We start from the raw sequence: 23,575 nt of genomic DNA, 5'->3' as shown, positions 1-23,575 counted from the left end.
CGGCTAACGCCAGGCCTGCGTGAACTCGCCGATCACGCGTGCGAGATGCGCCTGCATCGCCGCACGCGCGGCCTCTGCGTCGCGCGCCATGATGGCCGAAAAAATTCGCTGATGATCTTCCTGCGACGCCGCGCGTAACGCGGGCGTATGGAAGTGCTCCTCGATCTTTTTCCACAACGGGTCGGCGCGCGAGTTGTCCCACATCGCGCTCACCACGTGCCGCAGCATGTCGTTGCCGGTCGCGCCCGCAATCGCCAGATGGAATTCGCGGTCGGCGGCCTCGTACGCGGCCTTGTCGTCCATGGTTTCGCGCATCGCGCGCAACGCGGCGAACAGGCGGTCGAGGTCCGAATCCTTGCGTTCGGTCGCGGCGAGCGCCGCGATCCCGCTCTCGATCACTTCGCGCGCGCGCAGCGTCTCGATCGGGCCCGGCGCGCGCGGCAGTTCGAACGCGATGGCGCGCGCCTCCTGCGCGTCGGCCACATAGATGCCCGACCCCACGCGCACCTCGACCACGCCCTGCACTTCGAGCGCAATGATCGCCTCTCTCACCTGTGTGCGGCTCACGCCGAAACGCTCGGCGAGCGTGCGCTCCGAGGGCAGACGGGCGCGAGGCGCGCCCGGCGCGCGCCCGACGTCGCCTGCCGCGATCAGGTCGTAGATCTGTTTCGCGAGGCCGACGTAGGAGCGGTCGGTTGCGTCCGCATCGGCGGCACGACCGGTTGGCGTGTGCGAAAGATCGGCCATCCAGGATTCTCGAAAGCGTCGAAGCCGCCGGGCGGCGGTTGAAGTTCGCAGAATGGTACACCAGTTCCCGCGCCGCCAAGCTTACGGATGGCGCGGGTTTCCGCCCGATTGCCGGCCAATCGGGCCTGCGCCGGGTCCAGTGGTAAACCACTATCGCGCGCGGATTGGTATGCCAGTACTGTCAGACGGGGAGGCGTTCACGCATGCCCGTCGTTTTGCTTCGAGGGGACGCCTTTGAAGAGGTCATTCCGCTGGTCCGGCGCGTCCGGTCCAGTCCCGCTGCAGCACATCCAGCAAGATTCCCTGCGTCACGCACACGGTGTCGGCCATTCCCGACGAACCCGGTGTGCCGGCAATCAGTAAGTTCTATCCGACAAAAAGGAGACAACATGCTTTCAGGAATCCAGGTGCTTCGAGCGGCGGCGACCGCGGCAATGGCGCTGTGCGCAGGCGCGGCTTTCGCGCAGGCATCGATCGTTTCCGGCCCGTCCAGCGACCCAACGTGCATGGTCCCCTGGAAGACCGACACCAAATTCATCAAGTATCCAAAGAAGAGCGGGCCGTATCGCGTCGCGCTCGTGAACGGCTACATCGCCAATACCTGGCGCATCCAGATGATCAAGACGGCCAAGGCCTATACGGCGGAACCGGCCGTCGCCGCCAAGCTCAAGGAGTTCAAGGTCGTCTCGACGGGCGAGGACGTGCCCGCGCAGATCTCGGCCGTCAACAACTTCATCGACGCCGGCTACGACGCGATCATCGTCGACGCGCAGAATCCCGCCTCGTTCGGACCCGCGATCCGCCGCGCGAAGAAAGCCGGCGTCGTGCTGGTCGCGTTCGACAATACGCTCGACAGCGAAGACGCGATCAACGTGGACGTCGACCAGTACGGGCTCGGCGTGCTGTGGGCCAAGTGGCTCGCGACTCATGTGCCCAACGGCGGCAAGGTGCTGGAAGTCCGCGGCGTGGCTGGCACCTCGGTCGACACCGATCGGCACAACGGCTTCACGAAGACGCTCGACGAGACCGGCAAGAAGTGGAACGTCGTGCAGGTCTACGGCAAGTGGGACGACGCGGTCGCGCAGAAGGCCACCGCCGACGCCATCGCCGTGCAGGGCCATTTCGACGGTATTTCGGCGCAGGGCGGCGACACGGGGGTGGTGCGCGCGATGATCGATGCGAAACATCCGTTCGTGCCGTTCGGCGGCGAGACGGAGAACGGCTTTCGCAAGTTCTGCGCGCAGTACGGCGCCCAGGGTCTGAAGTGCACGTCGGCGGGCACCGGTCCCGCGCAGGTGGCCGTGGCGATCAAGACGGCGCTCGCGGCGCTCGATGGACAGACCATTCCCGTGGCGATCAAGCTGCCGCTGGACGTCACCGACGATTCGATGCTGAAGGCGGGCACCAACTATTTCCCGAACGAGTCGGACAACTTCTTCGTGGGCAACTCGTTTCCCACTTGCGGCATCAACTTCTCCGCCCAGGCAATCATGAAGCAGAGCCAGGGCAACCAGTGACCGCGTGATTGCCACGTGACGTGACGGGAGGCGAAGCATGCAGCAGGATGCAGGGCAGCCGTTCTTTCAGATGTCTGGCGTGTCGAAAAGCTATGGCGGCGCGGTGGCGCTGGATCATGCGGACCTCGCGGTGCGCCGAGGCCGCATTCACGCGATCCTCGGCGAGAACGGCGCGGGCAAGTCGACGCTGCTGAAGGTGATGTCCGGCGTGGTGCAGCCGGACGAGGGCGTGATGCACCTCGAAGGCCGTGAAGTCGCGTTCGACTCGCCCGCCGAGGCGAATGCGGCGGGCATCGTCTGCGTGTATCAGGAGCTGTCGCTGATCCCCGACCTGAGCGTGGCCGACAACATCTTCGCGTCGAACCCGCCGCGCCGCTTCGGCATGATCGACCGCCGGGCCCAGCGCCGCCAGGCCGAGGAAGCGCTGGCCCGCGCGGGCGCGGCCGACATCAACCCGCTCGCGAAAGTGCGCGACCTGCCGCTGTCGCGCCAGCAGATGGTCGAGCTGGCCAAGGGGCTCGCGCACGAACCGCGCATCCTGATTCTCGACGAGGCCACCTCGGCGCTGACCGCCGCCGACGTGGCGCGCGTGATCGAGGTGCTCAAGCGGCTGCGCGAAGAGGGGCTCGCGCTGCTCTTCATTTCGCACCGCATGCACGAGGTGAAGGCGCTCGCGGACGAATGCACGGTGTATCGCAATGGCCGTCATGTGATGAGCTTCGAGGCGGGCACGCGCTCGGATAATGAGGTCATCGAAATGATGATCGGGCGGAAGTACCAGCATGTCTTCCCCGACAAACCCGCGGAAAAGGCCGAGCGCCCGCCGGTGCTCGCCTGTCACGATCTCGCGTGGAGCGACACGCTGCAGGGCATCAGCTTTTCGCTGCAGCCCGGTGAAATTCTCGGGCTGGGAGGTCTCGACGGGCAAGGGCAGCGCGAACTGTTGCTCGCGCTGTTCGGCGTGCTGCGCGGCTGCGCGGGCAAGATCGAGATCGACGGCAAGGCCGTGTCGATCGGCAGCCCCGTTGCCGCGCGCGCAAAGGGAATCGGCATGGCGCTGATACCGGAGGACCGCAAGACTGAAGGCCTGATGCTGCCGATGTCGGTGCGCGAGAACCTCTCGTTTGCCGCGCTCGATCGCATGTCGACCGCAGGCGTAATCGATCGCACCCGCCAGCAGTCCTTCGTCGACCGGATGATGGAGCTTCTCGCGATCAAATCGCACGGCGTCGACGCGCCCGTGGGCTCTTTATCGGGCGGCAATCAGCAGAAAGTGGTCATCGCGAAGTGGCTGATCCGCAAGCCCAGAATCCTGCTCCTCAGCGACCCGACGCGCGGCATCGACGTGGGCACCAAGCAGGAGCTTTATCAGCTGCTCAGGCGCCTCGCCGACGAAGGCGCCGCGATCCTGTTCTATTCGACCGACTACGACGAACTGATCGGCTGCTGCGACCGCGTGCTCGTGCTGTACGAAGGCAGGATCAAGAAGGAACTCGTCGGGCCGGCGATCACCGAACAGAACCTGATCGCGAGCGCACTGGACCTGCCGCTTGGACAAGTCGGACAGGTTGCGCAGGGTTCGTCTTCCACGGGAGTCGCGCCATGAGCGGGCTGCGTTACTGGTATGCGGAAAATCGCGGAACGGTGTTCGCGTTCGGCCTGTTCGTGCTGATGTTCGCGATTTACCTCGTCAACTATCCGTCGAGCTTATCGGCGAACGTGTTTCAGACCGCGGCGAACAAGGCCGTGCTGCTCGCGCTGGTGTCGATGGGGCAGGCGCTCGTCGTGCTCACGGCCGGCATCGACCTCTCGATCGGCATGATGCTCGTGCTGACGAATTGCATCGCCTCGTGGATCGTCACGGGCGACGCGCTGCACAGCGCGCTCGGTATCGTCGGCGTGCTCGCGGCGGGCGCGCTGTGCGGCGCGCTCAACGGCGTGATCATCATTTTCGGCCGCCTGCAGCCGATCGTGACGACGATCGCGACCGGCGCCGTGTTTTACGGGCTGGCGCTGCTGCTGCGCCCCGTGCCCGGCGGCACGATCAACGAAGATCTCGCCGACGCCCTGACCGGCAAGGTCGCGGGCGCCGTGCCGGCGAGTCTGCTGATCCTGATCGCGACCGTGGTGATCGTCTGGATTCCTTTCAAACGCTCGGCGGTGGGCCGCGCGGCGTATGCGACAGGCTCCTCCGAACCCGCGGCCTTCCTCTCCGGCATGCCGATCCGTCGCGCCAAGTTCGCGAGCTATACGCTGGCGGGCCTGCTCGCCGCAATCGGCGGCCTGTTTCTGACCTTCTTCACCGACACCGGCGAAGCGAGCCTTGGCAGCGCGAACTCGTACACGCTCTTTTCGATTGCCGCCGTGGTGATCGGCGGCGTGTCGCTGCTCGGCGGAAAGGGCAGCGCGATAGGCGCGATCTTCGGCGCGTTCGCGTTCCGCTCCATCGGCGACCTGCTGTTCGTCTTCAACGTCGACGCGCTCTGGCAGCCGCTATTCCAGGGCGTGATTCTGCTGCTTGCCGTCGCGATCGGCGCGTGCGGGTTGTTCAGCGTGCGCAACCGTCTGGAGTGGTTCCAATGAGCGGCGTTTCTGCAAGCACCCGCACCACCTTCGTGTCGAGGCTCACGCGCAGGATCGACAAGCCGATCCTGATCTCGTTCGGGTGCATCGTTGCGCTGCTGCTCGTCGGCGGGATGTATTCGCGCAACTTCACGTCGCCGGAATACATCCTGCTGCAGCTGAAGGTCGGCGCGTTTCTCGGCATCATCGCCACCGGCTTGATGATGGTGATTCTGCTCGGCCACATCGACCTCTCGTTGCCGTGGACGATCACGGTGGGCGCAATGATGGCCTGTGCCGTCGCCGGACATGGCGAACTCGGGCAGATTCTCGCGATTCCGGTCGGCATTGGCTGCGGCGTGCTGATCGGCATCGTCAACGGCATTCTCGTCGCACTCCTGCGTATTCCTTCGATGATCGCGACGCTCGCGACCAACGCGGTCGCGCAGGGCATCATGATCGTCTATACGGGCGGATCGTCGCCGCAGGATTCCGCGCCGCTCGTCATGCGCTGGCTCGCCGCGGGCTGGCTCTTGCCGGGCGTGCCGAATGCCGTGGCACTGTGGGTGGTGATCGGGGCCGCGACGATGTTCCTGCTCTCGCGCACGACCTTCGGCCGCACGCTGTACGCGATCGGCAACACCGAGCGCGCGGCGTATCTTTCCGGCATCGATACGCGGCTCGTGACCGTGGCCGCGTTTGCGGTGTGCAGCGCCTTCGCCGCGTTCGGCGGCGTGCTGCTCGCGGGCTATGCGTCGAAGGCCGCGCAGTCGATGGGCGACGCCTACCTGCTGCCCGCGATCGCGGCGGTGGTGCTGGGTGGCACCTCCATTCTGGGCGGCCGCGGGTCGTACCTCGGCACTGTCGCCGGCGCGATCCTCATCACGCTGCTGCAGTCCATTCTCTCGGTCGCGCAGATGCCGGAGGCGGGGCGGCAGATCATTTACGGCGTGGTGATCGCGGCCATGCTGCTGCTGTACGGGCGCAGCAAGCGCGAAGTCTAGGGCGCGGGGGCGAGCCCCCGCTTCATGCTCAATCCATCTGAACGAACCGGAACGTCACTGCGCGACGCGATAGCGCGGCGCGGGCGTGTTGCTGGACAGCTGCGTGGACATCGCGCGGCGAGCCGTCTCGAACGCGTTCCAATGCTCAACGTCGTGCAGCGACGGAATCGTCACGGTTTCACCGCGCTCGAAGCCGGTGAGGGCGGCGCGCACCATGTCCTGCGCCGACATCACGATCGCGCTGTCGAGATGTTCGAGCGGCAGGCCGCCCGTCTCCCAGAACTCCGTAGCCGTGGCGCCGGGCAGCACCGCCTGCACGCGGATGCCCATGCCCGCCAGTTCGTGATGCAGCGACTGGCTGAACGCGAGCACGAAGGCCTTGGTGCCGCCATACACGCCGTTGAGGATCTCGGGCGCGATGCTCACGATGGAAGCGATGTTGATGATCGCCCCCTGGCCGCGCGCCACGAAACCCGGCACGGCCGCATACGTGAGCCGCGTGAGCGCGGTGACGTTCAGCTCGATCATGCGCGTCATGTAATCGACGTCGCTCTCCACGAGCGGCGTGTGCGTGCCGATGCCCGCGTTGTTCACGAGCAGCGTGAGGCTTGCGTCGTCGCGCAGACGAGCTTCCACGGCGGCGAGATCGTCACGGTCGTTGAGATCGGCGGCGAGCACTTCCACGTCGCGCCGGGTTTCGCTCGTGATGCGCTCAGCGAGCGCGGCGAGCCGCTCGCGATTGCGCGCGACGAGCACGAGGTCGTAGCCCTGGCGCGCGAGTTCCGCGGCGTACACGGCGCCGATGCCGGACGATGCGCCGGTGACGAGCGCGGTGCCGCGATGGGTTGGCTGGTTCATGATCAAGCTCCTTGGCGTAGCGGCGCGGGTGGTTAGGTAACGTGCAAGTGGCGCTGCTGTGAATACATTCTGGCCGCGATTGACCGTGGCGCAAATGACGTATAAGGTCGTGATTCAGGACATGCAGCGACAGGAACAGGACATGCACCGCATCGGCTACCTTTTGAGCGACGAATTCCAGGTGATGGCGCTCGCAACCCAAAGCGTTTTCGAATACGCGAACATGATGGCCGACTCGCCGTTCTACGCGATCGAGAACTATTCGGTGGAGGGTGGCGCGGTGCGTTCGTCGCTCGGCATGAGCGTGGAGACGCTGCGCACCCCCGCGCCCGCGCGCAGCCGCGTGGACACCTGGATCGTGGCGGGCGTGAACGACCCGCGTACCGTGGACGCGGAGCCCGCGGTGCTGGCGTTCCTGCGCCGCGCGAGCGGCCGCGCGCGACGGGTGGCGGGTATCTGCACGGGCGGTTTCGTGCTGGCCGAGGCGGGCCTGCTCGACGGTCGCCGCGCCACCACGCACTGGTACTACGCGCGCGATCTGCAGCAGCGCTTTCCCGAAGTGCGCGTGGAAGACGACCGCATCTATATCGTCGACGGGCCGGTCTGGACTTCGGCGGGCATGACGGCGGGGCTCGATCTCGCGCTTGCCATGGTCGAACGCGACCTCGGCGCTGAGACGGCGCGCTCGGTGGCGCACAAGCTAGTCATGCATCAGCGGCGCTCGGGCGGCCAGTCGCAGCATTCCGAAATGCTCGCGCTCGCGCCGAAATCGGACCGCATTCAGAACGCGCTCGACTACGCGCGCCGCAACCTGAGCAGCGCGCTCACGGTGGAGCAGCTTGCAGAGGCCGTGCACCTGAGCCCGCGCCAGTTCAGCCGCGTGTTCACAGCGGAAACGGGGCAGTCGCCGGCGCGCGCCGTGGAAGGCCTGCGTCTCGAGGCGGCGCGCCTCATGATCGAACAGAGCACGCATCCGCTCGATGTCATCGCACGCGAGACCGGCTTTCGCGACCGGCGGCACATGCGCGAAGCGTTCGTGCGTGGGTTCGGCGTGCCGCCGCAGGCGGTGCGGCGCGAGGTGCGGGCGGGGCCGTAGGCGCAACGAGGCTGCTAGGTATCGGCCTTTGCGGTGCGTTTGGCTTTTGCTGTGACAGCGCCGAAGTGCGCGCGATATTGCTGCGGCGTGGTGCCCAGCTTGCGCTTGAACGCCACGCGCAATTGGTCGGCGTCGCGCATGCCGCATCGAAAGGCCACCGTCTTCAACGGCGCCGTGCTGTTTTCCAGCATCACGCGCGCGGCGTCGATGCGTGCGCTCTCGACAAATTCGGCGGGCGTCACATTGGTGTCGCGCACAAAAATTCTCGCGAAGTTTCGCTTGCTCATCTGCGCGACGCCGGCGAGCACCTCAACGCCAAGATCTTCATTCAGATGCCCGAGCACGTACTGCTGCACCTGGGCGATGGGCGACGTCGCTTCCGCGTAGGGCGTGAGATACGGGCTGAATTGCGACTGGCCGCCCGCGCGCTGCACGAACACCACGAGCCGTCGCGCCACCTGCAGCGCGATTTCCGGGCCATGATCCTGAGCGAGCAGGTACAGCGAGAGATCGATGCCCGCCGTCACGCCCGCCGAGGTATAGAGATTGCCGTCCTGTATGAAGATGCGGTCGAATTCGACGTTCGCGCTCGGGCACATCGCGGCGAGCGCGGCTGCATCGTTCCAGTGTGTCGTCACGGTGCGGCCGTCGAGCAAGCCCGCGCGCCCCAGCGTCAGCGCGCCGTTGCAGATGGAGCCGAAGCGCCGGGCGCGCCTGCTGGCTTCGCGCAGCCACGCGTGCGCCGCATCGGCAAGCGGCTGCTCAACGAGCGATGGGCCGCCCGCAACGAGCAGCAAATCGTAATGGCCGCCTGCTTCGTCGAAGTACCGGTCCGCGCCGATCCGCACACCGCTGGAACAGCGTACGGTGTCGCGTTCCGTTGCGATCAGCTCGAGCTGGTATTGCGCCTCGGGCGGCAGCAGGCGATTGGCCTCCGAGAAGACGTCGGTGGGCCCGAACACATCGAGGGCCTGGACGCCTGGAAAGACGAATAGCGCAACGGTCAGCATCGTGTTGAACGAAGAACGGAATCAGGGATCGGAGGTTCGCTAGCGTCGCGCGAGAATATGCGCGCCCGCGCTGCGCGGCAGCAGCACGCTGTCGACCACGCCAAGCGCCGCGAGCGCCGTGATGAACCAGAACGCGAGATGGAAGTCGGCTGCGCCCGCCGTGCCCGCATGGGTGCCGCGCAGCGCCTCGGCAACCGAAAGCGCCAGCGCACCCACGGCGATCCCCATGCCGGCGTTCATCTGCTGCAGCACGGAGAAGAGCGTCGTCGCGTCGCGCATCTGCGCCTGGGGCACGTCGGCGAAACCAATGGTGTTCAGGGCGGTGAACTGCATCGAGCGCACGAGGCCGCTGAAGAACAGCAACGCGGCCACGACGACACGCGGCGTATCGGCCCCGAGCAGCGTGAAGCCCGCAAAGCCGAGCGCGACCAGCGTGCCGTTGCCGATCAAGACGGTGCGAAAGCCGAAGCGGTTCATGACCCACGTGGTGCCCGGCTTCATGCATAGATTGCCGGCGAACAGCCACAGCAGCAGTGCGCCCGATGCCACGGCGCTCCACCCGAACGCCACCTGGAACATGAGCGGCAGCAGAAACGGCGCGGTGCCGATGGCCGTGCGAAACAGCGAGCCGCCGAACACGGTCACGCGAAAGGTGTTGATCTTCACGGGCGCGAGATCGAACAGCGGATGCGGCACGCGCCGCACATGCACGACGGCCGCCGCCAACAGTGCAATGCCCGCCACGCAGGTGCCGATCGACACGGGCGCGGTGACGTCGGAGCGGCTCGCCATCTCGATGCCGCTCATGACGAACGCGAAGCCGAGGCCGCTCAACAAGAAGCCGAAGGTATCGAAGCGCCGCGGTTGCGTATGCTCGTCGCGCAGGAGCAGCAGAGCGGCCACGAGCGCGGCCACGCCCAGCGGCAGGTTGAGCAGGAAGATCCAGTGCCAGCTCCAGTGCGTGCTGATCCAGCCGCCGAGCGGCGGTCCGAGAATCGGCGCGACCAGCGCGGGCCAGGTGAGGATCGCAATGGCGCGCACGATCTCGTGCTTCGGCGTGTCGCGCAGCACGACGAGCCGGCCCACCGGCACCATCATCGCGCCGCCCAGCCCCTGCAGCACGCGCGCGGCGGTGAAGGCGAACAGGCCCGAACTCAGCGCGCACAGCAGCGAGGCCACGCTGAACACGGTGATGGCCGTGGCGAACACGCGCCGCGCGCCGAAGCGCTCGGCGAACCAGCCGCTCACGGGGATGAACATCGTCAGCGCGACGAGGTACGCGGAGACGCCGATCGAGAGATACGCGGGCGCCGTGTGAAAGTCGCGCGCGATGATGGGCAGCGAGGTGGTGATGACGGTGGCGTCGAGGTTCTCCATGAAGAACGTTGCGGCCACAAGGAATGCGACGGCGGTGCGGCGATCGAGGGCGTGCGGCATCAGGGCGTGTTCCAGGATTTTCCGGGCGTGATTCTTCGTCGGCCGCCGGATTCGGCGCTCAGTGTCCCTCATTCTACTGAAGTTGGCCCCGCTGCCACTGGCACGGTCCCTGCATGATCTGGCGGGACCATGCGATATCCATCGCGAAGGGAGGTCGATACGATGAGCAACCAGTCCGACGAGTCCGAACATCCCGAACAGCCCGACGATGCACCGGAACCGCGCGGCACGGATCTGCCCAAGCCAATTGGGGACGCTGTGCCTGCACCCACTGAGCCGGGTCTCGATCAGCCGCTGCCACCCAAGACTTTGCCAACGGAGGAGGCGGGCAAGGACCCAGGCGAGAAAGATCGGGCGCCGCACAACGACATTTCCAGGCCGCTGGGCGATGCGGTGCCCACGCCGGTCGAGCCCGGCCTCGATCAGCCTCTGCCGCCTAAACAGCACTAGCGAAACACGCGGCGGCTTCGCTACGCCTTGAGCGCGTTCCGCGACTTCGGCCCGAGCAGCGGCAAGTCGCGGATTCTCACACCGGTCGCGTCGGCAATCGCGTTGGCGAGCGCTGCCGCGGCCGGTCCTTGCGCCGCTTCGCCCACACCGAGAAACGGCAGGCCGGGGCGATCGATCAGCACAACCTCCACGCGCCCGGGCACCGACGCGAAGCGCATGATCGGGTAAGTGCTCCAGTCGAAGCTCGTAATACCTTCGCGGTCGAAATGCGTTTCCTCGAAGAGCGTCCAGCTCGCGGACTGCAAAATGCCGCCTTCGACCTGGTTGCGCACGCCATCCGGATTGACGATCTGACCGCAGTCGATGGCGGAGACCACGCGCTCGATACGCACCTCGCCGGTATCGCGCATGACGGTCACGTCCATGGCAATGGCGAGGTAGGCCATCAGGTTCTTGTATTGGGCGAATGCAAAGCCGGAGCCGGACGCGCGCACGTCCGGGTGCGTCGCACGCGCGGCATGTGCACGCCAGCCGAATCGATCGGCCACGGCATGAATGACGGCTTGCGCGCGTGGGTCGTCGAGATGCTTGAGCCGGAACGCGACAGGGTCTGCTTGCGCGGCACTCGCAAGCTCGTCGATCAAGCTCTCGATGGCGAACACGTTCATATGCGCGCCGAGCGAGCGCATGGCCGAGACGCGTATCGGCATATCGGGCAGGAAGTGATGCTGCACGTGCAGCATCGGCACGCGGTAGAGCGGAATGCTGTTGCGGTCGCCGCCGCCTTCCGGCATGGGAATCGGCTTGGGCGGCGCGGGCGTGAAGGGTTGCGCGAGCAGCTGCGCCGGCAAGAGCCGGCCCGCGTTCTCGATGCGATTGTTATGGGTATTGCTCCATAGTTCGTATTGCCAGGCGACGATCGATCCGCCGGCGTCGAGCGACGCGCTCGCCTCCACGGTCATCGCGGGGCCGAACGGCTCCCACAGGTGTTCCTGCTCGCGCATGAGCTGCACGCGCACCGGCCGGCCGGGCAGCTCGCGGGCGATGAGCGCGGCGTCACCGGAGGCGTCGTCCGCGCCGTTGTGTCCGTAGCAGCCCGAACCTTCCACGTGCACGCAGCGCACTTTCTCGCGCGGCATGCCGAGCATCTCGGCTATGCCGGCGCGCAGCGGATAGACGCCTTGCGTGTGCGTCCAGACCGTCATGACGCCGTTGTCGAGTTGCGCGAGCGCGCACGAAGGCCCGATCGATCCGTGCGTCAAATAGGGCTTCGAATAGCGGGCTTTCAACGTCACCGCCGACTGGCGTGCGGGCGCGCCCTGATCCGCCACGACGATTTCCTGTGCGGGCAGGTTCATTAGAAACGCGTGAATTCCGGCGGGATCGGGCAGCGGAGGGCCCGGCTGCCACTGCGCCGCGAGCGCGAGTTCGCGCATGGCGACGATGGCGCGCCATTCGTCGTCGGCGACCACGGCGAGGTAGTCGCCGTTGCGCACGACCTTGACGACGCCAGGCAGCGCCGCCACGCGCGCGCTATCGACAGCAACGAGCCGCGCGCCATAGGAGGGCGGCCTCACGACGCGCGCGTGCAGCATGCCGGCGAGCCGTAGGTCCTGAACATAGCTCGGGCCGCCCGTGACCTTGCCCGGAATATCCACGCGCGGCAGCGTGTGCCCGATCACGGCGTAGTGCGCGGGCGGCTTTTTCGCGGCGTTGGGTTGCGCGTCCTGATGCAGGTTCGCGTTCTGCACCGCTTCACCGTAGGTCACACGCCTTCCGTCGGCGGCGAGGATCGCGCCGTCGCGCGTGGTGAGCGCGGCGGCATCGACGCCCAACTGCGCCGCTGCGCTTTCGACGAGCAGCGTGCGCACCTGGGCCGCCGCGTTGAGGATGGCCGTGCCGCTGTCCGCCATCGTGTGGCTGCCCGCCGTGTAGCCCTCATTCGGCGTGGCGGCCGTATCGGCGGTGATCATTTCGATCGCGTGAGGCGCGAGGTCGAGTTCTTCGGCGGCGAGTTGCAGGAGCGCCGTGCGAACGCCGGTGCCCAACTCCACCTTGCCCGTGAACACGCTCACGTGACCGTCCGGTGCGACCTTGATCCACGCGTCGAGCGATGGCGTGGTCTTGAGGCTGCCGGGCAGCTTCGGGGCGCTCGCGTGGAAAGTGCCCGCTTCGGTGGTGGTTTGGGCGAGGGCGGCCATGCCCGGCACGATGGCGAAGCTCACCATGAGCGAGCCGCCCACGAGGAAGCGACGGCGCGTGGCGTCGTCGGGGCCGCCAGGGTCGAGCGAAGAGGATGGGCGAGTGCGGCTCATGACTGCGTGCCCGCCGCTACTTGCCGGATCGCCGCGAGGATGCGCATATGCGTGCCACAGCGGCACAGATTCGGCTGCATATAACGGCGAATCTCGTCGTCCGTGGCGTGCGGCGTGCGCTCCAGAAGCGTTTGCGCGCGCATGATCATGCCCGCGATGCAGTAGCCGCACTGCGCGGCCTGCTGATCGATAAAGGCCTGTTGCAGCGGCCCAGGATGATCCGCGCTGCCGAGCCCTTCGACGGTACGCACGGGCCGCTCGGCCACGGCCACGACCGGCAGCAGGCACGAGAACACCGGCTCGCCGCCCACGCTCACCGTGCACGCGCCGCATTGCCCGAGCCCGCAGCCGAACTTTGCGCCATTGAGCCGCAACTGGTTGCGCAGCACATAGAGCAGCGGCGTGGACGGATCGGCATCGACGGTATGGCTGACGCCGTTGACGTTGAGCGTAATCATCGTGATGGGCTTTCCTTGCGAAGACGCGCCACGGCCTGGGCGTCGAGCGCGGACCAGGGGCCAAGCGCGGTGAAGCGCACGCGCGTGTAGTTGGCAAGCTCCGCGATCTGCGTGTCCGTGAAGGTGCCGGCAAATGGCGGCATGAAAGACCCGGCTTCGCTCTCGTGCCAGGCAATGCCGTCGAGCATGATGCGCACCATGTTGCGCGGGCTATCGGCGTTGACGGCGGTGGAGAGCGACAGCGACGGACGATGGCCGTCGATCGACATCGCCGCGCCTTCGCCGTGGCACGACGCGCAGGCCGCGGCAAACAGGGTAGCGCCGTTGGCGGGCGCAGTCGAGACATGGACGCTGGCGGCGGCGGGCGGCGCGGCGGCATTCGGATTGGACTGCAGTGTCATCAGATACGCGGCGATCGCCTCGACGTCTTCGGCAGACGCGTCGCCGAGCGAGCGCGTCACCGTACGCATCGGGCCCGCCGCCGCGCCATGCTCGCTGGCGTAGCCCGTACGCAGGTAGTTCGTCAGTTGTGCTTGCGTCCAGGGTCTTGGGCGTGCCGTGAGGTCGGTGAGCGCGGGCGCGTCCCAGCCCTCGAGGGTGCCGCCCTGCAACGCATGGTCGCGGCGCTCGGCGCCGAGACGGTTGAGCGGCGTGTGGCACGCGCCGCAATGACCGAGGCTCTCGACGAGATAGCGGCCGCGCGCGACCTCGGGCGCTTGTGTGTCTGTCGAGGTGGCAGACGGAGCAGACGTAGGCGGCAGATAGAGCTTATTCCACACTGCCATGAGCGGCCGGAACCCCAACGGAAAAATCAGCGCATTGTGCGGCGCCGGCGCGTTGACGCTCGCGCGGCTCATCAGCCACGCATAGAGCGCGGCGATATCGGTGTCGCTCATCTGCGCGAAGTGCGGGTACGGGAACGCGGGATAGAGCAGATGCCCGTCGCGCGAAACGCCGCGCCGCATCGCGCGCGTGAACGCGTCGAGCGACCAGTCGCCGATGCCGGTGTCCTTGTCCGGGGTGATGTTGGTCGAGTAGATCACGCCGAAGGGCGTTTGCAACGGCAGACCGCCCGCGAGCGGCCGACCTTGAGTCGCGGTATGGCACGTCATGCAGTTGCCGACGGCCGCGAGCTTCGCGCCGCGCGCGATGGCCGCGGCGTCGCCCGCAGGCGGCGAGGGCGCGGCCACCGGCGCGAGCCCTCGCTCCCAGGCACGCGCAACGTGGCCGCCATAGGCGGCAGCGAGAGCAAGAAGGACGACGGCCATGCCCGCCATCCGTACCCGCGTGCCTTTCATCGAGCCTCCAGAGCCGAGAGGGCCATCGCTCAACATGGCGATCGGCATGCGCCGTTCGATCGCCAGCAAATGACGTGCCCAGTTCGCAGGTTGTTCACTGTATTACGATGCTGGGCAAATCGATACGGAGATGACGAGATGAACGAGCTTCGGGGCCTGCAGTGTTTCGTGACACTCGCCGAGGAACTGAACTTCAGCCGCGCCGCGGAGCGTCTGCACATTGCGCAGCCGGCCTTGAGCCAGCAGATCCGCTCCCTCGAGGACCGGGTGGGTACGCAACTGATCGATCGTACGCGCCGCCCGCTGCGCCTGACGGAAGCGGGCCAGTACCTGGCCACCGAAGCGCGGCAGATTCTCGGCTCGCTCGCCGAGGTGACGCACGGCGCGCTGGAGATCGGCGTGGGCCGGCGCGGCTGGCTCAGTGTCGGCTTCACGCGCTCGTCGATGTACAGCGTGCTGCCGCCCGCGCTCAAGGCGTTTCATCAGGCGTATCCGCAGGTCGAGCTCAAGCTGTTCGAAATGCTGACCGACGAGCAGACCGACGCGTTGCGCGACATGCGCATCCATATCGGCATTGGGCGGCAGCCGCTCGCCGTGCCCGGCTACACGACCTTGCCGCTGCTGCGCGAGCGGCTCGTGGTGTTGATGGCGTCGGATCACCCGCTCGCCAAACGAAAGATGGTGCGCATCGATGAGCTCGCCGATACGCCATTGATCCTCTACCCGAAGCATCAGAACGCGCAGTTCAAGCGCACGGTTCAGGCGCTCTACCGCGACGCGGGCGTGACGCCCTTCGTCGCGCACCAGGCCTATGAGATCCAGACCGCCATTGCGCTCGTGGCGGCGGGGCTCGGCGTGACCGTGGTGGGCGAGTCGGTGGCGCGTCATGGCCGCGCCGACGTCGTGGCGCGCCACCTCGCGGGCCCTGGCGCCGCACAGCGCACCGTGCTGGCCGCGACGTTCCGCAGCGACGACGCCTCGCCGCATCTGCGCGCGTTTCTCGAATGCCTGCCGCCGCCGCTCGCCAGCACACTATAAGCGCACGCTTATAGAAGCATAAGTATCGCGTCTTGGACTCGACGCCCCCCGCTTCTTATTATCGAAACTCAGGCGCCCTGTCTCGAGGGGTGCCGCCGGCAACGCTCACCGCTGCCGGCCGATAACTATGCAGCGACGGCACCGCCCGTCGCCATGAAGCGGAGACAGCATGAGTCACTTCGATGAAGCAGCAACCATGCGAAAGGTTTACAAGCGGCTCGTGCCGCTCCTTTTCTGCATGATGTTTTTCAATTATCTGGACCGCATCAATATCGGGTTCGCCGCACTCGACATGAACTCGGACATGGGCTTCGACCCTGCCGTGTTCGGCTTCGCGGGCAGCATTTTCTTTGTCGGCTACATGCTGCTGGAAGTGCCCAGCAATCTGTTGTTGCACCGCGTGGGCGCGCGCCGCTGGATCGCGCGCATTCTGCTCACGTGGGGTGCCGTTGCGGCCGCAACGGCCTTCGTGTTCAACGCGTCGAGCTTCTACGTGCTGCGCTTTTTGCTCGGCGTGATGGAAGCGGGCTTTCTGCCGGGTATCGCCGTGTATCTGACCTACTGGTTTCCGGAGCGCTATCGCGCCCGCGCCGTGGGCGGGTACATCATCGCGGGGTCGTTCTCGGCCGTGCTGGGCGGCCCGCTCTCGACCACCGTCATGACTTACGCGAATGGCGTGCTCGGCATGCACGGCTGGCAGTGGATGTTCATTATCGAAGGCGTGCCCGCCATGCTGCTCGGCCTCGTCACGCTGCGCATCATGACCGAGCGCCCCGCCGACGCCGACTGGCTTTCCACGGAAGAGAAGCAATGGCTCGAAGCCACACTCGCCACGGAGCGCGAGGCGCTGGGACGCCATCGGCATTTCCCGCTGCTGAAGGTCGCGAGTGACATTCGCGTCTGGAGTCTCGCGTGTCTGTTCGGCTGCGCGCTGGTCGGCATTTATGGCCTGTTCCTGTGGCTGCCGCAGATCGTGAAGAGCCTGGGCCACCTCAACAACATCGAAGTGGGCTTCCTCTCCGCCGCGCCGCCGCTGCTGGGCGTGCTGGGCACGTTTCTCGTGAGCCGCAGCTCGGATCGCACCGGCGACCGCAAGTACCACCTCGCATTCGTCTACGGCATGAGCGCGCTGGCGATTGCGGGCAGCGCGTATGCGCCGAATCCGCTGCTTGCGTATGCGCTGCTTTGCGTGACGGGCCTCTTCATCTATGCGGGCAACCCGCTGTTCTGGAGTCTTGCCGCTTCGTTCAGAACCGGTGCGGCGGGCGCGGCGACGATCGCGCTCATCAACACGATCGCCCAGTTCGGCGGCGTGGTGGGGCCGTGGACCATCGGTCTCGTGCGTCACGCCACCGGCAACTTCAAGCTCGCGCTGCTCACCATCGCCGCTTTTCTCGTGGTCGCCACGCTCATCGCCATCGTGATGCGCGTGAAGCCTGCCGAGAGCGGCGCCTCGAACCCGGCGCTCGTCGGCCATGACGAAGCGACGGAAAGCTGACTTGATTCATCCGTACACCTGATGGAATTGCTACATGATCATTGATTGCCACGGTCACTACACGACCTCGCCGCCCCAGCACGAAGCCTGGCGCGCCAAACAGATCGCCGCGCTCAAGGACGGCACGCCGATGCCGCCGCGCCCGTCGATCAGCGACGACGAGATTCGCGAAAGCATCGAAAACGGCCAGCGCCGCATTCAGCGCGAGCGCGGCACGGACCTGACGATCTTTTCCCCGCGCGCTGCGGGTATGGGCCACCATCAGGCGGGCGCAGAGGCAAATGCGCTTTGGTCCAGCGAATGCAACGATCTCGTGCATCGCGTGTGCGCGCTTTTCCCGCAGCATTTCGTGGGTGTTTGCCAGTTGCCTCAAGCGCCGGGCGTGACGCCGGAAAACTGCATTCCCGAGCTGCGCCGCTGCGTGGAGGAACTGGGGTTCGTCGGCTGCAACCTCAACCCGGACCCCTCGGGCGGGCATTGGTCGGGGCTGCCGGTCACGGATCGCTCGTGGTATCCGCTTTACGAGGCCATGGTGGAGCTCGACGTGCCCGCGATGATCCACGTTTCGTCGTCGTGCAATCCCAACTTTCATGCGACGGGCGCACATTACATCAACGGCGACACCTCGGTGTTCATGCAGTTGCTGCAGGGCGACCTGTTCGCCGACTTCCCGACCTTGCGCTTCATCATTCCACACGGCGGCGGCGCGGTTCCGTATCACTGGGGACGCTATCGCGGCCTGGCGCAGGACATGAAGCGCCCGCTCCTGAAGGACTACCTGCTCAAGAACGTGTTCTTCGATACCTGCGTTTATCACCAGCCGGGCTCCGATCTGCTCGCCAAGGTGATACCGGTTGAGAACATTTTGTTCGCCTCGGAGACGATCGGCGCGGTGCAGGGCATCGACCCGGAAACCGGCCACTACTACGACGACACGCGCCGCTATATCGACGCGATCGAATGGCTCAGCGACGCCGACCGGCAACGCATCTACGAAGGCAACGCGCGCGCGGTGTACAGCCGGCTTTCCGCGCAGATCGAACGACAAACCGCACTGGAAGGGATCACAAAATGAACCAGATTGGCTGGCGCGAAAACGAGTCTGCCCCGCAGGCCGGCGCAGCGACGCTCGCCGCGTTGCGCGAACTGCAGGTGTCGCTCCTGAGCGACAACATGGCGCGCTCGAGCGGCATTCTCGGCCTGCAGCCGTTCCACAAGCCGAGGCCGATGGCGGGCACGGCGGTGACGGTGCGCACGCGTCCCGGCGACAATCTCGCCATCCATCGCGCGTTCGACTTCTGCCGGCCGGGCGACGTGCTCGTGATCGATGGGGCGGGCGAGGTGACCCAGGCCCTGATGGGCGACATCATGTCGAGCTACGCGGAAAGCCTCGGTGTGCAGGGGCTCGTGATCGACGGCGCGATCCGCGACGTCGGCGCGATTCGTCAGCGCGACTTTCCGGTGTATGCGCGCGGCGTGACACACCGCGGGCCCTACAAGAACGGACCGGGCGAAATCAACGTGCCGGTGACCATCGGCAGGATGGTCGTCAATCCCGGCGACATCATCGTGGGCGACGAGGACGGCTTGCTCGCCATCGCGCCCGCGGATGTGGAGGCCGTCATTGCGGGCGCGCGCCGGCAGGCCGAAAAGGAGGCCGCCGCATTGCAGGCGATCGCCGAAGGGCGCTTCGACCGCGCATGGGTGATGCCCCACATCGAGCGCATGAGAAGCGGCGCCTGATGAGCCCAGGCGGCTCCAGGCGTTAAGATGCGCGCTGGAGCTTGTGCTCCCTCGCTCAATCGCAGATCCCCTCTTGTTCCATGACCCGATATCTTGACGCTGCCGCGCTGCGCGAACTCGCCGAACACGCGGAGCAAACCGACACGCCGCTTTGTACCTGCACGAAAACGCCGCTGGATGGCTGGCAATCGCAGCCGCTCTCGCTCGACGAGCGGCAACTGGAACAGATCGGCACGCTCGTTAGTGCGGACGAGGCCGAACCGACCTTCGCCGAACATCTGCCTGGAGAGACGGGCTACTGGTCGGAGAATGCGCCGATCGCGCCCCGGTACTTTCCGTATAACCGTTGCGGCGTGTGGAAATGCACGCTGTGCGGACGGCTTTACCTTCGTTATACGGAAGGTGGCGGCTATTTCGTCGATCAGCGTATCCGTGCGTTGAAAGCGCGTTTGATCGAGGATGTGCCGCTTTGAACTTCTGATTCCCGCGCGCTTATATTCGTGGTGAATCAAACGGAGGTCAGGCTTTTCCCTGGCCTCTAATTCATTTCTGGCGGCTTGATCTTCGAATGACCGCCAATGTCGCTTTCGACTTCACAACCGAACCTTACATGCGTGTCCCGTTTGCGCGCGGCTCAATCGACGCCGCGCCAAACGCCGCATATCGATGTGCCCCCGCATCAAAACCTCCCAAGACAAGCTAAAGCTCGCGCTTCAAGGCCCTCGCGGCATTGCAGTGCAGGAAATGGCGCGGCACAGCACGTCTGGATTCTTTTGCCGATCTGATCAATTCTGAGTTTCATTCCAGAAAAAAAGATGTGAACCGAAACTTACTGAGCGCGATGCTTCTAGTCCTCGATAAGTTTCTACAGCCATACATTCATAGGCGCTTTTAAATAGAAACGATCAATTTCTTTTGCTGTGCATTATTACCGCTCGTTGCGCATCCTTACGTCCATATCGAAGCCCGCCATTGCGCCGCTTCAAGAAAATGGATGACGTGAGCCGCGGCGCGATGAGGATTCATCGAGGCGCTCCCGCAGATTCCGAGAGGCATTCGCGTGTTGATCCACTTGTTCTGTTGCTCAAAGGAGCCGACTGATGAATAAACCCTTATTGGCCTTTCTACTCGCGGCGACGGTGGCCGTTGCCGGTTGCGGAGGCTCGGACTCATCGAGTTCCAACCCGGCGTCGGCCGCGGCCACACCGTCTGCGCCCAAACTGCTCTCGAACATTGTCGTGCCCAATACGACGAGCCCGGCGTTCAGCTTCGATATCGGCTATGTCGAAGCGGGCCGGTACTATCTGGCCGATCGCAACAACAAGTCCGTCGATGTCGTCGATACCAAAACGAAAGCGCTGCTCGCGCAGATTCCGGGCAACTTCACGGGTGCGGGCGCGAGCACCGATGCGTCCGGGCCCGACGGCATCGTGGGCGTGACGGGAACGAATACGCTGTACGTAGGGGACGTCGATAGCGTGAAGATCGTTGACACGTCCGCGATGCAAACGGTCAAGACGATCCCCATCAGCACGTCGGGCTCGCGCGTCGATGAAGGCTGCTACGATCCCGACGACCATCTCGTCATGTTTGCGAGCCCCGGCGACACGCCGCCCTACGTGACCTTCATTTCGACCACGACGCAAGCCGTCGTCAACAAACTGGTATTCAACGGCTCTTCAGGCCTGGAAGCCTGCGTGTACGATCCGGTCTCGAAGAACTTTCTCATCAACAACGACGGAACCGCCGCCAACCCCGACGGCGAACTCGACGTGATCACCGCGAGTTCGGTCACGTCGGGCGCGCCTGCGGTGAGCAAGGCGTTTGCGCTCGGCAAATGCGGCCCCTCCGGCATTGCGCTCGGTCCCAACAGCGACGTGCTGATTGGTTGCGATCCTTCTGCGGGCGATCCGCTCATTACGCTGATCCTCGATCGCAATGCGGGTACGCAACTCGCGTCGGTGCCGTTCGGCGGCGTGGACCAGGTGGCTTATGATCCCGCGTCGAATCGCTACTTCCTGCCTGCGCGCCACTACGTCACGAGCGGGACCGCGGCGTCTTCGGGCTATACGCCGACCATGGGTGTGATCGACGGCGCGACGCGCAAGCTCATTTATACCGTGGCGGTGGGGACAGGCGCGCACTCGGTGGGCATCGACAGCAGCCTTGGTGAGGTCTTCGTGCCGTACCAGCCCGGGTCGACGGCATTCCCGAATGGCGGGATATCGGTGTTCTCGACGCAGTAGCCGCAAAGTTTCAGGCCTTGGCACACAGCCGGCGGACGTGAAAATCGTCCGCTGGCTTTTTCGTTTCTTCCGCCACTTCGGCCCAGCGCTCCCTACTCGCCAATGTAGTGAAGCTGTCCGTTTCGGCCGTGTCGCGCGCCTGACGGCGTGAACGAATCGTTGCCGCTCACCCTGCGGCAATGGCCCGAACTGCGCGATGCCGGCGAGCTGAAGGCGCAAGCGGCAGAGTCGGGCGTGCAGGTGCAGTTGCCGTCGGGCGGCGGAGAGGTCGTGTTGCGCATTCGGGCTTAACAACGCGCAACGCGAAGCGTTGCAAACGCCAGAAATACAACTGGCCCGCCATCGCAACACACTGCGATGGCGGGCCAGAAGGCAACGACTACAAAAGCGCGGCTATTCAGCCTGGCAACTTACTGCGCTGCCTGACCGGCTTGCGACGAACCGTTGTTCACGCCGCCCACTGCGCTGTTTTGCGCAGCGACGCGAGCTTCGGCGGCTTGAACGTTCGCCGGATATTCATTGGGGTTCGAACGTGCCGGATTGAAGCCGGCCTTTTCGACCTGGACCATGTCTGCACGCACTTGCGCGCGCGTCACGGGCTGGTTCGACTGGGCGAACACGGCAACGGGAGCGGCGAGGGCGGCAGCGATAACGACGGCTTGGACGAGCGATTTCATGACTAACCTCCAGATTTACTTTCTTCTTGAACTGCCTACAGGGTTGTAAGCAGCGGTGAAGTCAGTGTAGGAGGGCCGGGCACTAGGGTAAATACCTAATAGCCGAATTCACTGTTTCCGCCAGGAGAACAATCCGGGCACGACGGTGGCACGAGCCAGCAATTCCCCGAACGCGGCGGGAGCGAATGGGGTCAGACTATGCCCGGCGCGACACCGACCGTATCGACGAACTCGGTCTTGCCCATGCCGCGCGACTTGGCCCGGTACATGGCGCTGTCCACGGCGCGCATCAAGGTTCGCGCATCGAGCGAGCGGCTGCCGCTGCCTTCCGTGAGCAGGCACACACCGATGCTGCACGATACGGTCACCGGATAGCCGCCCACGGTGCGCATGTTGGCGAGAATCGCGTGGATGCTGTTGGCGACGGTGAGCGCGTCGTTCTTGTCGTAGACGTGACGCGCCAGCACCACGAACTCGTCGCCGCCCAATCGTGCGAGCGTGTCGCCGCGCCGCATGCGGCGCACCAGTGCCGCGGCGAAGCTGCGCAGCAGTTCGTCGCCTACCGCGTGCCCGAAGGAGTCGTTCACTTCCTTGAAGCCGTCGAGATCGACGAGCAGCATGGCCGTGCGATCGACTTCGGCGGTGCGCGTAAAGAGCGTGCGCCCAATGGCCTGCTCGAGACGCACGCGGTTGTAGAGCCCGGTGAGCGGATCGGTCGAGGCCTGACGTTCCAGCCGGTGGACGAGTACCGCCAGATAGATGGACGTCGCAACGATGCTGAGCGCAATGCCGAGCGCGGCCGTGATATTGGCGCCCCACCACGGTTGCCAATGCATCAGGCCCATGATGCCGACGAGCGCCACGAAGCAGGAAAGGCCCAGCATGCGCTGGCCATAGCGGCAGCCCGCGCCGACCAGAAACCAGAAGGCCACCCACAAGAGCGGCAGCGCGGCCGTTCCGCCTACGGCCAGCGCGCCGGTGACGATGGCCTGATCGGCGAACGTGGCGAGCGTGAGGCGTACGAGCGAGCGCGCTGGCGCGACGGTGACTGCTACATACGATATGACGCCGAACGCCACATAAGCGGTGACCGCCAGAAGCGTTGCGTAGACGTGGGTCGAGCGATAGATCGAGCAGGCAACGAGGTAGGCGAGAAGGACGACGGAACCGAGCGTGATGCGCAGTACGGCCTGCTCCTTCTCTGGGTCCTTCGGAAATGCACGAAACAACGCTTTCCCGGGCCAGGAATATGTTTCCGTCTCGCCCATCGCAGCCCCCCGCTGTAATTCTGTATTTTGTCGCCCGGTAGTGTACCCCACACATACTGCGACTCGAGGCGCTAAAAAAACGAAATTTCAGCTCGCAGGATGGCGGCGCGTGTGGCAATGCGACTTCGCGCCGAATGACCGATACTGTGACGCGCATCGCGTGCAATCCATCGGTTCCGAATACGCTCGGTCAATGCATTCAAGGAGGCGTCATGGGTAGGGAAGGTCTTATGTGGACGCCTCCCGGATTGCAAACAGTGTTGCGATTTTTGGCTTTCAGGTAAAGGCAGCACGCTTATGTCCGGCCCGTTTTCGCAGGTCGGTATGCGCCTGCAGGCCCTAATGGAATTAGC

Annotated in this window: 22 protein-coding genes; 13 read left to right on the top strand and 9 right to left on the bottom strand. The window is 65.4% G+C overall.

Features of this window, described 5'->3' with window-relative positions; genetic code table 11:
* Positions 1 to 3 precede the first annotated feature (3 nt).
* Complete coding sequence (locus AB3X99_RS27695) at positions 4 to 747, bottom strand: FadR/GntR family transcriptional regulator (RefSeq protein ID WP_368618719.1); 744 nt, start codon at positions 745 to 747, stop codon at positions 4 to 6.
* 389 nt (positions 748 to 1,136) lie between these two features.
* Here AB3X99_RS27695 and AB3X99_RS27690 point away from each other — a divergent pair, with 389 nt between their 5' ends.
* The 4 genes from AB3X99_RS27690 to AB3X99_RS27675 are packed head-to-tail and all read left to right on the top strand — an operon-like array spanning position 1,137 to position 5,830.
* The gene (locus AB3X99_RS27690; RefSeq protein WP_069265916.1) at positions 1,137 to 2,264 is read left to right on the top strand and encodes a sugar ABC transporter substrate-binding protein; all 1,128 of its coding nucleotides are present in this window, start codon (positions 1,137 to 1,139) and stop codon (positions 2,262 to 2,264) included.
* Positions 2,265 to 2,301: 37 nt separating this feature from the next.
* Positions 2,302 to 3,870 (top strand): sugar ABC transporter ATP-binding protein, encoded by a 1,569-nt coding sequence (locus AB3X99_RS27685; protein ID WP_368618718.1) that lies wholly within the window; start codon positions 2,302 to 2,304, stop codon positions 3,868 to 3,870.
* A complete protein-coding gene (locus AB3X99_RS27680) occupies positions 3,867 to 4,847 on the top strand; it encodes an ABC transporter permease (RefSeq protein WP_069265918.1) in 981 nt (326 codons plus the stop codon). Before AB3X99_RS27685 ends, AB3X99_RS27680 begins: the two co-directional genes overlap by 4 nt.
* Positions 4,844 to 5,830 (top strand): ABC transporter permease, encoded by a 987-nt coding sequence (locus AB3X99_RS27675; RefSeq protein WP_368618717.1) that lies wholly within the window; start codon positions 4,844 to 4,846, stop codon positions 5,828 to 5,830. The genes AB3X99_RS27680 and AB3X99_RS27675 overlap by 4 nt, the downstream gene beginning before the upstream one ends.
* 54 nt (positions 5,831 to 5,884) lie before the next feature.
* Here the strand turns inward: AB3X99_RS27675 and AB3X99_RS27670 are convergent, their stop codons facing one another.
* Entirely contained in the window at positions 5,885 to 6,688 is an 804-nt protein-coding gene (locus tag AB3X99_RS27670; protein WP_368618716.1) for an SDR family NAD(P)-dependent oxidoreductase, read from the bottom strand.
* A 142-nt stretch (positions 6,689 to 6,830) separates the two neighbouring features.
* Between AB3X99_RS27670 and AB3X99_RS27665 the strand changes: the two genes are divergently transcribed.
* Positions 6,831 to 7,784, top strand: coding sequence for a GlxA family transcriptional regulator (locus tag AB3X99_RS27665; RefSeq protein WP_069265994.1), 954 nt, complete (start codon positions 6,831 to 6,833; stop codon positions 7,782 to 7,784).
* A gap of 14 nt (positions 7,785 to 7,798) precedes the next feature.
* Here the strand turns inward: AB3X99_RS27665 and AB3X99_RS27660 are convergent, their stop codons facing one another.
* Together AB3X99_RS27660 and AB3X99_RS27655 are read right to left on the bottom strand one after the other, a co-directional pair.
* Positions 7,799 to 8,794 (bottom strand): GlxA family transcriptional regulator, encoded by a 996-nt coding sequence (locus tag AB3X99_RS27660; protein WP_368618715.1) that lies wholly within the window; start codon positions 8,792 to 8,794, stop codon positions 7,799 to 7,801.
* A gap of 39 nt (positions 8,795 to 8,833) precedes the next feature.
* A complete protein-coding gene (locus AB3X99_RS27655; protein ID WP_342948964.1) occupies positions 8,834 to 10,231 on the bottom strand; it encodes an MFS transporter in 1,398 nt (465 codons plus the stop codon).
* Between the two features lie 162 nt (positions 10,232 to 10,393).
* Here AB3X99_RS27655 and AB3X99_RS27650 point away from each other — a divergent pair, with 162 nt between their 5' ends.
* Positions 10,394 to 10,681, top strand: a complete 288-nt coding sequence (locus tag AB3X99_RS27650; protein ID WP_069265923.1) for a hypothetical protein — start codon at positions 10,394 to 10,396, stop codon at positions 10,679 to 10,681.
* Between the two features lie 20 nt (positions 10,682 to 10,701).
* On the opposite strand, the gene AB3X99_RS27645 is transcribed toward AB3X99_RS27650, so the two are convergent.
* From AB3X99_RS27645 to AB3X99_RS27635, 3 genes are read right to left on the bottom strand one after another with little or no spacing between them, the layout of a single operon-like run.
* Positions 10,702 to 12,996, bottom strand: a complete 2,295-nt coding sequence (locus tag AB3X99_RS27645; protein WP_368618714.1) for a molybdopterin cofactor-binding domain-containing protein — start codon at positions 12,994 to 12,996, stop codon at positions 10,702 to 10,704.
* Complete coding sequence (locus AB3X99_RS27640) at positions 12,993 to 13,454, bottom strand: (2Fe-2S)-binding protein (protein ID WP_342948962.1); 462 nt, start codon at positions 13,452 to 13,454, stop codon at positions 12,993 to 12,995. Before AB3X99_RS27640 ends, AB3X99_RS27645 begins: the two co-directional genes overlap by 4 nt.
* Positions 13,451 to 14,752 carry a cytochrome c gene (locus AB3X99_RS27635; protein WP_368618713.1) on the bottom strand — a complete coding sequence of 434 codons (1,302 nt, stop codon included), beginning with the start codon at positions 14,750 to 14,752 and terminating at the stop codon, positions 13,451 to 13,453. The genes AB3X99_RS27640 and AB3X99_RS27635 overlap by 4 nt, the downstream gene beginning before the upstream one ends.
* Positions 14,753 to 14,890: 138 nt before the next feature.
* On the opposite strand from AB3X99_RS27635, the gene AB3X99_RS27630 reads away from it, so the two are divergent.
* The 7 genes from AB3X99_RS27630 to AB3X99_RS27600 all read left to right on the top strand — a co-directional run bounded on the left by AB3X99_RS27630 (position 14,891) and on the right by AB3X99_RS27600 (position 21,568).
* Positions 14,891 to 15,790: a LysR family transcriptional regulator gene (locus AB3X99_RS27630; RefSeq protein WP_368618712.1), complete on the top strand. Its 900-nt coding sequence runs from the start codon at positions 14,891 to 14,893 to the stop codon at positions 15,788 to 15,790.
* A gap of 169 nt (positions 15,791 to 15,959) precedes the next feature.
* On the top strand, positions 15,960 to 17,288 hold the full coding sequence (locus AB3X99_RS27625) for an MFS transporter (protein ID WP_368618711.1): 1,329 nt from the start codon (positions 15,960 to 15,962) through the stop codon (positions 17,286 to 17,288).
* A gap of 34 nt (positions 17,289 to 17,322) precedes the next feature.
* Entirely contained in the window at positions 17,323 to 18,363 is a 1,041-nt protein-coding gene (locus AB3X99_RS27620) for an amidohydrolase family protein (RefSeq protein WP_368618710.1), read from the top strand.
* On the top strand, positions 18,360 to 19,031 hold the full coding sequence (locus AB3X99_RS27615) for an RraA family protein (protein WP_368602457.1): 672 nt from the start codon (positions 18,360 to 18,362) through the stop codon (positions 19,029 to 19,031). The genes AB3X99_RS27620 and AB3X99_RS27615 overlap by 4 nt, the downstream gene beginning before the upstream one ends.
* A gap of 80 nt (positions 19,032 to 19,111) precedes the next feature.
* Complete coding sequence (locus AB3X99_RS27610) at positions 19,112 to 19,504, top strand: hypothetical protein (RefSeq protein ID WP_342948951.1); 393 nt, start codon at positions 19,112 to 19,114, stop codon at positions 19,502 to 19,504.
* 627 nt (positions 19,505 to 20,131) lie between these two features.
* Positions 20,132 to 21,277 carry a hypothetical protein gene (locus AB3X99_RS27605; protein ID WP_342948950.1) on the top strand — a complete coding sequence of 382 codons (1,146 nt, stop codon included), beginning with the start codon at positions 20,132 to 20,134 and terminating at the stop codon, positions 21,275 to 21,277.
* A 147-nt stretch (positions 21,278 to 21,424) separates the two neighbouring features.
* Positions 21,425 to 21,568, top strand: a complete 144-nt coding sequence (locus AB3X99_RS27600; RefSeq protein ID WP_368618709.1) for a hypothetical protein — start codon at positions 21,425 to 21,427, stop codon at positions 21,566 to 21,568.
* 119 nt (positions 21,569 to 21,687) lie between these two features.
* Here AB3X99_RS27600 and AB3X99_RS27595 read toward each other — a convergent pair whose 3' ends face one another.
* Positions 21,688 to 21,954: a DUF4148 domain-containing protein gene (locus AB3X99_RS27595; RefSeq protein WP_069265932.1), complete on the bottom strand. Its 267-nt coding sequence runs from the start codon at positions 21,952 to 21,954 to the stop codon at positions 21,688 to 21,690.
* A 191-nt stretch (positions 21,955 to 22,145) separates the two neighbouring features.
* Positions 22,146 to 23,183 carry a GGDEF domain-containing protein gene (locus tag AB3X99_RS27590; RefSeq protein ID WP_256094807.1) on the bottom strand — a complete coding sequence of 346 codons (1,038 nt, stop codon included), beginning with the start codon at positions 23,181 to 23,183 and terminating at the stop codon, positions 22,146 to 22,148.
* Positions 23,184 to 23,575 lie beyond the last annotated feature (392 nt).

Origin of the sequence: Paraburkholderia sp. BR10882, from assembly GCF_040948855.1 — a bacterium.
In the GTDB taxonomy this organism is placed as follows: Bacteria; Pseudomonadota; Gammaproteobacteria; order Burkholderiales; family Burkholderiaceae; genus Paraburkholderia; species Paraburkholderia nodosa_A.
The sequence above is the reverse complement of the archived record's forward strand: the minus strand, read 5'-3'. Positions and strand labels throughout refer to the sequence as shown.

Excerpts from the sequence above, each read along its gene's own strand:
- AB3X99_RS27695 (WP_368618719.1), bottom strand. The coding sequence starts at position 747 with ATGGCCGATCTTTCGCACACGCCAACCGGTCGTGCCGCCGATGCGGAC.
- AB3X99_RS27690 (WP_069265916.1), top strand. The coding sequence starts at position 1,137 with ATGCTTTCAGGAATCCAGGTGCTTCGAGCGGCGGCGACCGCGGCAATG.
- AB3X99_RS27685 (WP_368618718.1), top strand. The coding sequence starts at position 2,302 with ATGCAGCAGGATGCAGGGCAGCCGTTCTTTCAGATGTCTGGCGTGTCG.
- AB3X99_RS27680 (WP_069265918.1), top strand. The coding sequence starts at position 3,867 with ATGAGCGGGCTGCGTTACTGGTATGCGGAAAATCGCGGAACGGTGTTC.
- AB3X99_RS27675 (WP_368618717.1), top strand. The coding sequence starts at position 4,844 with ATGAGCGGCGTTTCTGCAAGCACCCGCACCACCTTCGTGTCGAGGCTC.
- AB3X99_RS27670 (WP_368618716.1), bottom strand. The coding sequence starts at position 6,688 with ATGAACCAGCCAACCCATCGCGGCACCGCGCTCGTCACCGGCGCATCG.
- AB3X99_RS27665 (WP_069265994.1), top strand. The coding sequence starts at position 6,831 with ATGCACCGCATCGGCTACCTTTTGAGCGACGAATTCCAGGTGATGGCG.
- AB3X99_RS27660 (WP_368618715.1), bottom strand. The coding sequence starts at position 8,794 with ATGCTGACCGTTGCGCTATTCGTCTTTCCAGGCGTCCAGGCCCTCGAT.
- AB3X99_RS27655 (WP_342948964.1), bottom strand. The coding sequence starts at position 10,231 with ATGCCGCACGCCCTCGATCGCCGCACCGCCGTCGCATTCCTTGTGGCC.
- AB3X99_RS27650 (WP_069265923.1), top strand. The coding sequence starts at position 10,394 with ATGAGCAACCAGTCCGACGAGTCCGAACATCCCGAACAGCCCGACGAT.
- AB3X99_RS27645 (WP_368618714.1), bottom strand. The coding sequence starts at position 12,996 with ATGAGCCGCACTCGCCCATCCTCTTCGCTCGACCCTGGCGGCCCCGAC.
- AB3X99_RS27640 (WP_342948962.1), bottom strand. The coding sequence starts at position 13,454 with ATGATTACGCTCAACGTCAACGGCGTCAGCCATACCGTCGATGCCGAT.
- AB3X99_RS27635 (WP_368618713.1), bottom strand. The coding sequence starts at position 14,752 with ATGAAAGGCACGCGGGTACGGATGGCGGGCATGGCCGTCGTCCTTCTT.
- AB3X99_RS27630 (WP_368618712.1), top strand. The coding sequence starts at position 14,891 with ATGAACGAGCTTCGGGGCCTGCAGTGTTTCGTGACACTCGCCGAGGAA.
- AB3X99_RS27625 (WP_368618711.1), top strand. The coding sequence starts at position 15,960 with ATGAGTCACTTCGATGAAGCAGCAACCATGCGAAAGGTTTACAAGCGG.
- AB3X99_RS27620 (WP_368618710.1), top strand. The coding sequence starts at position 17,323 with ATGATCATTGATTGCCACGGTCACTACACGACCTCGCCGCCCCAGCAC.
- AB3X99_RS27615 (WP_368602457.1), top strand. The coding sequence starts at position 18,360 with ATGAACCAGATTGGCTGGCGCGAAAACGAGTCTGCCCCGCAGGCCGGC.
- AB3X99_RS27610 (WP_342948951.1), top strand. The coding sequence starts at position 19,112 with ATGACCCGATATCTTGACGCTGCCGCGCTGCGCGAACTCGCCGAACAC.
- AB3X99_RS27605 (WP_342948950.1), top strand. The coding sequence starts at position 20,132 with ATGAATAAACCCTTATTGGCCTTTCTACTCGCGGCGACGGTGGCCGTT.
- AB3X99_RS27595 (WP_069265932.1), bottom strand. The coding sequence starts at position 21,954 with ATGAAATCGCTCGTCCAAGCCGTCGTTATCGCTGCCGCCCTCGCCGCT.